Source organism: Mariniflexile sp. HMF6888 (genome assembly GCF_044335535.1).
GTDB lineage: Bacteria > Bacteroidota > Bacteroidia > Flavobacteriales > Flavobacteriaceae > Mariniflexile.
Genome location: NZ_JBIQVZ010000005.1, coordinates 329,645 through 335,953 on the forward strand (window position 1 = coordinate 329,645; position 6,309 = coordinate 335,953).

Here is a 6,309-nt window from a genome sequence, read left to right on the forward strand (position 1 = left end):
GTATTTTGCTTTGGCACTCAAGATTTAGGGACTTTCGATTTGGTTATCGTTATATTTTAATTGTTTTTCTAATACATTTATTGTTTAAACGCGTTCGTTAATAAAATTTTACCTTCAATAAAAATTAATGAAATCTTGTAGATACTATAACTCTTAATTAAGTACCCTTTAATTGATTTTTTAAAAATTTGTATTGTAAATAGTTGATAATAGCAGGCCTAAAGATAAAAATTCCTTTTTCATATACAAAGAGTTATGTAAAAATTATTCGATGTATCAAATTGTAAATGAATGGATTGAGGTTTAGTTAATACGGTACAGTAATATGGAATTGTTTTCGCCTTTAGTTACAAATTCCAAGCTGTTATCTTTATCAATATTATCTAATACTATTTCTGAATTGCCATACACAGGGAAATTAGGTAATAGATTTCCTTGACTATCATAGATATAAACTTTTTTAGCTTGTAAATCGGTAATGGTAACATAAATTTTATCCCTAATATAAAACAGTTCGGGTCTAGTATAAGTACCAAAATCCAACTCCACAGCATTGCTTTTAATGGTTAATTTGTTCTCGGTTAGTGTTACCAATGTTTTACTGCTAGTTTCTATATCATGTTTTTCTGAAAGATTTAGGTTTAGGATTGAAACACCACCTTTGGTATCTACGGAAATTAGTTGTCCATTTAATGTTGTTGTTGTGAAAGTGTTATTGTATAAAAAGACAGGTTGATTTGAAAAATTACTTGATCTTTTTGGTGTAACGCGTGTATTTCCTACTCTGTCTATTATATGAAGTGTGTTTTTGGTTTTAAATACAATATAGTCTTTACTGCTTATTCTAAAATGTTTTGGCTGACTAATAATAGCTTCTTTTGCCGATTTAAAATTGAAACCATTAATTGTTTTGGCATTAACATCGTACATTAATAAGTTTTTGCCTTGTGTAATTAACAGGCGGTAATTTTTATTTCTATCGTAATCAAAAACAGATAATGGTTGGGTAATCTTATCATTAAATTTACCCGGAAACGGAGCAACATCCTTACCATTTCTGTCAATAATATAAACACGGTTTGGAGTTGCAAAAGCGAGTTGTAATCGCCCATTTTTAAAAATGTCAATTTGTTCAATGTTTCCTAAAACAGCACCTTCAAGTTGTTTTTTCCAAAGAACTTTTCCTTTATTGGAAATTAAATAGAGGTTGTTTTTAATGTCTTGCACCACTATTTCTTTTTCTTTAGTAAGATGATTGGTTACAAATTGAGGCTTGTTTAAAATATCAGAAGCTAATTTAATGTTTAATTCCTCTGAAACCGAGTTTTGAGAAGCTCTGGTTTTACTCTTTTTTATAATAGCATTTACATGAGCAAAATTTGAATCGTAAATAAATTGTAATGCCGAAGTGCTGTAACTATTAAAAGAATCGTCTAAATCGTCTTTAAAATTTTTACTTATAATGGATTTTAAAGATGTATTATTAACGGCTAGCAATAACGAAGACGCATTGCTTAATTGTTCTTTGACTTTCTTAAAAGTTTCTAACTCACTAAATGTTGTTTTGTTTTGGTAGTTAGCAATTATGTTTTGTAATAAATCTGAATGACTGGAAAACACAAAAAAGTTATCTAAAATACAATACTTGCTAGGGTTGATGTCTTTAATTAAAGGCGAAAACGTATTGGTAAATAATTCAGGTTGGCTAAAACTATATATTTCTATACCTCTATAAGTTTCGATAACAGTTTGTTCGCTAATGAGTGCATCTTCGGTAGCAATAAAATCGGTGGAGTTTAACACAAGGGCACGATTGTCGGCTTGGTAAATAATGCCAACTTCTACAATATTATCGAAAATAGGTGAACTGTTAGTAATAGAATCTTTCTTTTTAAAAGCTTTTAAATTACCTTCAATAGTTTTGAAATTCTTAAAAGTGAAGCTCATAAAGCCATCACTATCATAAGGGGTTATATGTTGGGTTTGATTTTCCTGCGGAATAGTATTTCTAAATACATTGCTCAGAATTTTAGTGGAATCTGTCGCTTTTGCAATACCATTAATATATATATCGTCTTGGTTCACCTCCACATCAATAGCTATATAATTGGTAAAAGCCTTTAGGTTTAAAGATTCTTCAATAAAAAATGATTTTATAAAAGGTGAGTTGGCATTTATAATAATAGAAAACGTTTTATCGTTACTGGTAGAATTGTAAATTTTTACCAATTCTTCATTCATAACAGAATTTGTAAAAGCAGTATTTATGATGTCTTTAGATGATGCTGCAAAAAAAGTGCTATCTATTACCGTACTGTAAAAGGTGTTTTTATTATAAGTGGATTTTGTGAGTGTTTGGTTTTCGTAAGTAAGCGTTTCTTCAACATAATTTTTAATTGAATCTCTTTTGAATAGTTGAGGGGTGAATTTTGTTATTATGGTAAATTGAAGACTGTCTTTTTGGTCTTTTGAAAAACAAATAAGCAATTCGCCACTTGGTTTTAAAAGCTTTAAATGATCTAGATTGGTTTCTAAATGTTTATAAGCTGAGGTTTTAGTAAACTTATCTAAAAAACCACTGTTTTTAATAATGCTTTTTAAATCTTCAAGATTAGATGTTTTTATGATGATAGATGTATTTTTTGGAACAAAATCGATAAGATTAGTGCGATTTCTTTCAACGTTGGAACAACTAAAAGCAACAAATAATAAGAGTGTGAAACCAAAGAATCTCATAAAACGAATTAATTTATACAAACCTACATATTTTTGAAATCATAGCTTAAAAAAACAACGTAATCTGCTATTTTTTTATTTTTCACCAAAACTCAGTAACCAGTGATCAGTAACCAGAACCCAGAACCTAATACCTAGAATCTAGTACCCCTCAAATATCTAACTTTAATTGTTCGGGTAATAATCGAAACGACTTTCTATGATATTTAGTGATTCCATATTTTCGTATTGCTTCTCGGTGTTCTTTGGTGGGGTAGCCTTTGTTTTGTTTCCAATTATACATAGGAAATTCTTCATGAATGGTATTCATATATGCATCTCTATACGTTTTTGCTAAAACCGAAGCAGCAGCAATACTTAAATATTTACCATCACCTTTGATAATGGTTTCAAAAGGAATACCACCGTAAGGTTTAAACTTGTTGCCATCAACAATTATAAATTCTGGCTTGGAGGTTAATTGTGCGATAGATTGTTGCATGGCCAAAATAGAAGCATTTAAAATATTTATTTGGTCTATCTCATCTTGAAACACATGTGATACACCAAAAGTTAGGGCTTCCAATTCGATAATAGGCTTTAATAAATCTCTTTTACGTTCACTTAGTTGCTTGGAATCGTTTAAAATGGAATTATTAAAAGTTGAAGATAGCATAACGGCAGCAGCAGTAACTGGACCTGCTAAACAACCACGACCAGCCTCATCCGTACCACATTCTAAAGCAAAATTCGAATAGTTTTTTAATAACATTTAAATAATAATATGGTCAAATCTATAATTTTATTTTGTCATTTTAAGAGCCTGTTTAAATTTTGTTTTTGGAATGTTTTATAGGGTATTTTTTCGTCAGACAGGGCCGAGCGTATAAAAAAGGTCTGGGAGACCTTTTTAGCGAAGGAGCCAGGCTGCCGCGAGGGAGAGGTACATAGCTACGAACCGAAAAATAGCTAAAGTATGGCGGAAAAAGACACATAAAAGAACCAAAGGATAAAACTAAATAGTCTCTAAGAGACTGTCTAAGAATGAAAATAATTTAAGACTTCCTTATATGAACTTTTGTGATTATGAAACACCCATTGAGAAAGGCATTCACACACTTGAGGATGATTATTTAGAGTATTCCATCAGACCGAATTAAAATAATAAATATAAACAGATGAAAATATAAACTATTTATTAAATAATTTTTCCATTTTATAACGTTATCATATTTTGTATTTACATTTGCATCGTTAAAAATGATTATACATTTCTAATCATTTAACTTAGTTTCGAAACGTATTACTATGACTTTATATTTAGGTTTTAAAGCAATAAAGAACTATCATTTAAAAATAAACTTGGTTTTGGTGTTTTTTTTAATACTACAATGCAGCCAACTTTTTGCTCAAGACAAACCCAAAAGGTCTAATCGATTAGGTAGAGAGTTAGGTTTAGTACAACCTAAGGACTCACTTGCAAAAGATAAGCTCCCTAAAATAAAAGATTACTTAATTATCTCGCATGTTAACGATACAACCTATGTAGATACAACGTTGTCCATTAAAAAAGAGTATAAATTTAATTACTTAAGAAAAGATAATTTTGGATTGATGCCCTTCTCAAATATGGGACAAACCTATAACAGTCTTACCTATAACTTTCAAAACACTAGTTTAATGCCAGGTTTTGGTGCGCAAGCAAAGCATTTTTTCTATATGGAAGTTGAAGATATTAACTATTATCGTGTACCAACACCCTTTACCGAACTGTTTTTTAAAACTGCTTTCGAGCAAGGCCAACAAACAGATGCATTTTTTACCGTAAACACATCGCCGCAATTCAATTTTTCAATAGCATATAAAGGATTACGTTCTTTGGGTAAATACCAACACATATTAACGAGCAGTGGTAATTTTAGGTTTACGTCAAACTATAAATCCAAAAATAATAGATACCATGCAAAAGGACATATTGTAACGCAAGATTTATTGAATCAAGAAAACGGTGGTTTACGAGATGATAATGTGGAGTATTTTGAAACCGGTGATCCCGAATTTTTAGACCGTTCTATCCTTGAGGTTAATTTTGAAAACGCTGAGAGCATGTTGAGAGCAAAACGTTTTTATTTAGATCATACCTATCATATAATAAGGAAAAGAGATTCATTATCTAAGAATAAACTTAGTATAGGACATATCATAGCTTTTGAAGATAAATACTATCAATACGATCAAACAAAGGCAGATACTACTTATTTTAGAAGTTCATTTAAAAGTATTATAAAAGATCGAGCAACGCTCGAAAATTTTTACAATCAATTTCAATTAAATTATAGTAACAATATAATAGGTGATTTACAATTCAATGTAAGCAACAACAATTATAATTATGGTTACAATAAGCTGGTAGTATTGAATGGGAGCACTATAACAAATAGATTAAAAGGCGATATCTTTTCAACAGGCGGGAAATACCGCAAGCAATACAAAGGTTTTGAGCTAAACGGAGAATTTGGTATAAATATATCTGGAGATTTCGAAGGTAACTTTTTAAAAGGAACAGCAACGTTCAAATTAAATAATGATATAGCAGCATCCGCATCATTAAATCACAGTTCAAAAGCACCAAATTACAATACCTTACTATACCAAAGTGATTACTTAGCATATAACTGGCGAAATAATTTTAATAATATCGAAACCCAGCAACTGGCATTTAACTTAAAATATAAAAACTTAGCCAATATAACGGTCGACCTCAATACTATAAACGATTATGTTTATTTTAAAAAAGATGAAACATCACAACAAGTAAAACCATTTCAAAACAATACGACCATTACCTATTTAAGAGCTAAATTCGAGAATGAAATAAAAGTAGGCAAGTTTGCCTTAAACAACACCGTGTTGTATCAAAACATGCAAGACAGCAACAGCGTTTTAAATGTACCGCAACTCACAACACGAAACACCTTATACTTTTCAAGTCACGTATTCAAAAAAGCCATGTACCTGCAAACGGGTATAACCTTGAATTACTTTACAAAGTATTATATGAATGCATACAATCCATTATTGGCAGAATTTTATGTGCAAACCGATCGTGAATTTGGGAACTTCCCAAGGTTGGATTTCTTTTTAAATGCAAAAATACGTCAAACTAGGCTGTATTTAAAAGCAGAACATTTCAATTCATCGTTCACAGGATACGATTATTATTCAGCACCCAACAATCCATATCGCGACTTTACAGTGCGTTTTGGTCTCGTTTGGAATTTCTTTTTATAAAATTTTTTTGGCGTTCCCTATCGGGTCTGGCTTTCCGCTGCAAGTCCTCGCGGTGCCCCGCTGTGGGCTTTCCACTGCCATCCCTAACGCTCCCACCCACCAGGTCCCCATATATAGTATAGTCAACATTCCATTTTAGCAAAGTATATTTATATACAGTACAAACCAAACCCATCCCAAGAGCACATTCTTCGCCCGAAAACGGACGATCCCCATCCAGTTCCCGAGCCCAATCCACCCAAAACGGCTCCGCAAAGCCTACCGCAAAAGCCCGAAACCCCCACCGATGGAAAAAACCCAAAA

At 31.5% G+C, this 6,309-nt stretch carries 3 protein-coding genes; 1 reads left to right on the top strand and 2 read right to left on the bottom strand.

The genetic code is table 11. The annotated features are described in order from the left end of the window. Positions 1-303: 303 nt before the first annotated feature. Positions 304-2,736 (bottom strand): ribonuclease HII, encoded by a 2,433-nt coding sequence (locus tag ACGLWY_RS13680; protein ID WP_396620224.1) that lies wholly within the window; start codon positions 2,734-2,736, stop codon positions 304-306. Between the two features lie 151 nt (positions 2,737-2,887). Then, positions 2,888-3,487: a ribonuclease HII gene (locus ACGLWY_RS13685; RefSeq protein ID WP_396620225.1), complete on the bottom strand. Its 600-nt coding sequence runs from the start codon at positions 3,485-3,487 to the stop codon at positions 2,888-2,890. Between the two features lie 536 nt (positions 3,488-4,023). Here ACGLWY_RS13685 and ACGLWY_RS13690 point away from each other — a divergent pair. Further along, complete coding sequence (locus ACGLWY_RS13690; RefSeq protein WP_396620226.1) at positions 4,024-6,006, top strand: putative porin; 1,983 nt, start codon at positions 4,024-4,026, stop codon at positions 6,004-6,006. The last annotated feature ends 303 nt before the right edge of the window (positions 6,007-6,309 follow it).

Coding starts and splice junctions, on each gene's coding strand:
- ACGLWY_RS13690 (WP_396620226.1), top strand. CDS start 4,024: ATGACTTTATATTTAGGTTTTAAAGCAATAAAGAACTATCATTTAAAA.
- ACGLWY_RS13680 (WP_396620224.1), bottom strand. CDS start 2,736: ATGAGATTCTTTGGTTTCACACTCTTATTATTTGTTGCTTTTAGTTGT.
- ACGLWY_RS13685 (WP_396620225.1), bottom strand. CDS start 3,487: ATGTTATTAAAAAACTATTCGAATTTTGCTTTAGAATGTGGTACGGAT.